The sequence below is a fragment of the bacterium genome (assembly GCA_035529855.1).
GTDB lineage: Bacteria > RBG-13-66-14 > B26-G2 > WVWN01 > WVWN01 > WVWN01.
Window position 1 is genome coordinate 1 of record DATKVX010000098.1, and the last position, 2,342, is coordinate 2,342.

Below are 2,342 nucleotides of genomic sequence, written 5' to 3' on the forward strand. Positions count from 1 at the left end.
GACCGGCTCGCTGTCGGCCAGGCCGTCCGGCAGGACGAGGTGGCGGATGAGGAGGCCGCGCGTCGCGACGCCGCGGCCGTTCACCTCCAGGTCGCCCACTTGGCGGTGCATCTCGCGCAGCGCCTCCGTCATCCTCTCGAAGTAGTTGGGCGCGGCCGAGAGCTCCGCCGCCGGCGCCGCGGGGCCGTACTTCGCGTCCGGCATGTATATGTCTACGTAACCCTCGAGCAGCTTGAGCGCTTCGACGCCGTCGTATCCTCCCGAGTTGTAGACTATCGGGACCGTTAACCCTTGCGCCCGGGCGAGCTCGACCGCTTCCGCTACCGCCGGCGCTACGTGCGTGGGCGTCACGACGTTGACGTTCTCGCAGCCCTGGCGCTCGAGCGCGAGCATCATTTCGGCTACCTTGGCCGGCGTTACCTCCCGGCCCGCGCGGAGGTGGCTGATGTCGTAGTTCTGGCAGAAGATGCAGCCCAGGTTGCAGCCGGCGAAGAAGATCGTGCCGGAGCCGCCGCGTCCCACGAGCTCGCGTTCCTCGCCGAAGTGGGGGCCGGTGGAGGCGACTAGCGGCAAGACGCCGACATTACACGTGCCGGATTCCCCTTCGGCCCGCAACGCGCCGCACTCCCGTGGGCAAAGGCGGCACGGCGACGCGAGCGCGTAGAGCGCGTTGACCGGTTCGCTTCGGTGCGGCATATCGCTACGAATTTAGCATAAGAGAGCGGGAGCGGCGAGGCTTTTAGGGAAACGAAGCCGATTGTGAAAGGTCGCGAGGTGTGTTATTTTACGACGAACGTCGCTTATGGGACGGCGGCAGCGAGGAGGTTCGGCGATGCGGTTGATGGGTGTGTTTATAGTAATATGTGTCGCCGCGGCGGCGTACGCCACGGGCGGCGGCGCCTGGGTCGGCGATACCTGGGGCGGCAGGATGGTCAAGCTCTCGCCGTCGGGTTCGATCGTGCGTACGGTCGGACCTTTCATATACCCGTACGGCGTTGCGATAGACCCGGGCGACGGCAGCGTCTGGTTCACCGTGAACGCCGGTACGGTCGTGAAGATGACGGCCGAAGGCGAAGAACTCTTCCGCCGCGGCTACAGCACCGAGCAAATATCGGTGAACCCGGCCGACGGCGGTTGCTGGGTCCGCGTTTATAATCCCCCCGGCGTCGCCCGGCTGGATAAAGTGGGGAAGGAGACGGCCAACGTGCCGCTGGGCCGCGCGAGCTGGGTGTCGTCGGCCGCGAGCGACGGGTCGGCCTGGGCGACGGACGGGACCGCGGGCGTACTGCTTCGGGTCACCGCCGCCGGTTCCGTCGTTGCGTCCTTCGGCGGCTTCAGCTCGCCGGGCGGGTGCGCCGCCCACGCCAAGGACAACTCCGTTTCCGTCGTCGAAAGCGGCAACGTCGTGCGCGTGAATACCGCGGGAAGCGTCGTCTTCCGGACGCCGCTCGCCGGCGGCTCTTGCGTCGCCGTGAACAACGAAGACGACGCGACGTGGGTCGGCGCCGGCTCGGCGCTTCACAAACTCGACGCCGCGGGCTCGATCGTGAACACGGTCGGCGCGGGCGGCATGGTAAACGTCGTCACCGTCAACAGCGGCGACGGCTCGGCGTGGGTCGCCATTTACGACCTGAACGCGGTCGCGAAGTACACGGCGACGGGCTCGATGGTCTTTCGCCTTCCCGGTTTTAACAAGGTTAAGGGGATGGCCGCCGAGCAGGAGCCCGCTTACCCGGCCGTGGCGCCCGCGAGTATGGGAAAGATTAAAGCGTTGTTCCGCTAAGGGGGCGCGGTCCGGATGTGCGTTTGCGTTACCTGTTAATATCTGCGTTATTAAGTTTCGCGGCCTGCGTTTCCGCTCGAGCCGAGGTAATAATCTGGGCGGAAGGCTGCATCGCCAAGGTTGAGCCGGACGCGCCGCGCCCCGCCGAGACGTACGTCTGGGACGGCGACCGTATCTCCTTAAAGGCCGCCCGCGGCGAGTGGGCGCCGTTCCAGGTCGTAATTAACTCCGACCAACCTCGCGTCGTTTCTTTCGAGATATACGACCTCGGCGGCCCGAGGGGCAACGTCGCCGCGGCCAACATATCCGTCTACCGCGAAGTATACCTTCCCGTCAATTGGCCCTCGGTCGACCCGGCTACGAACTTCACCGTGGGCTTGGGGCGAGGCCGTTGGCCCGACCCGCTGGTGCCGGTCATCGGCCACGCCGACGTCGTCGCCGGCGAGAATACCGTTTTCTGGTTCGACCTCTTCGTCCCGCCGGATACGCTACCGGGGAAGTACGACGGCAAGATTACGTTCAGGTGGTCCGGCGGCGACTACTCCCTTCCGCTCGAGCT

Annotated in this window: 3 protein-coding genes; 2 read left to right on the plus strand and 1 reads right to left on the minus strand. The window is 66.0% G+C overall.

The genetic code is table 11. The annotated features are described in order from the left end of the window. Positions 1-696: radical SAM protein (locus VMX79_10395; GenBank protein ID HUV87508.1), on the minus strand; the 696-nt coding region annotated here is incomplete at its 3' end. Positions 697-832: 136 nt separating this feature from the next. On the opposite strand from VMX79_10395, the gene VMX79_10400 reads away from it, so the two are divergent. After that, complete coding sequence (locus VMX79_10400; protein HUV87509.1) at positions 833-1,783, plus strand: hypothetical protein; 951 nt, start codon at positions 833-835, stop codon at positions 1,781-1,783. 23 nt (positions 1,784-1,806) lie between these two features. Next, positions 1,807-2,342 (plus strand): hypothetical protein (locus VMX79_10405; protein HUV87510.1); only part of this gene is annotated, 536 nt, incomplete at its 3' end.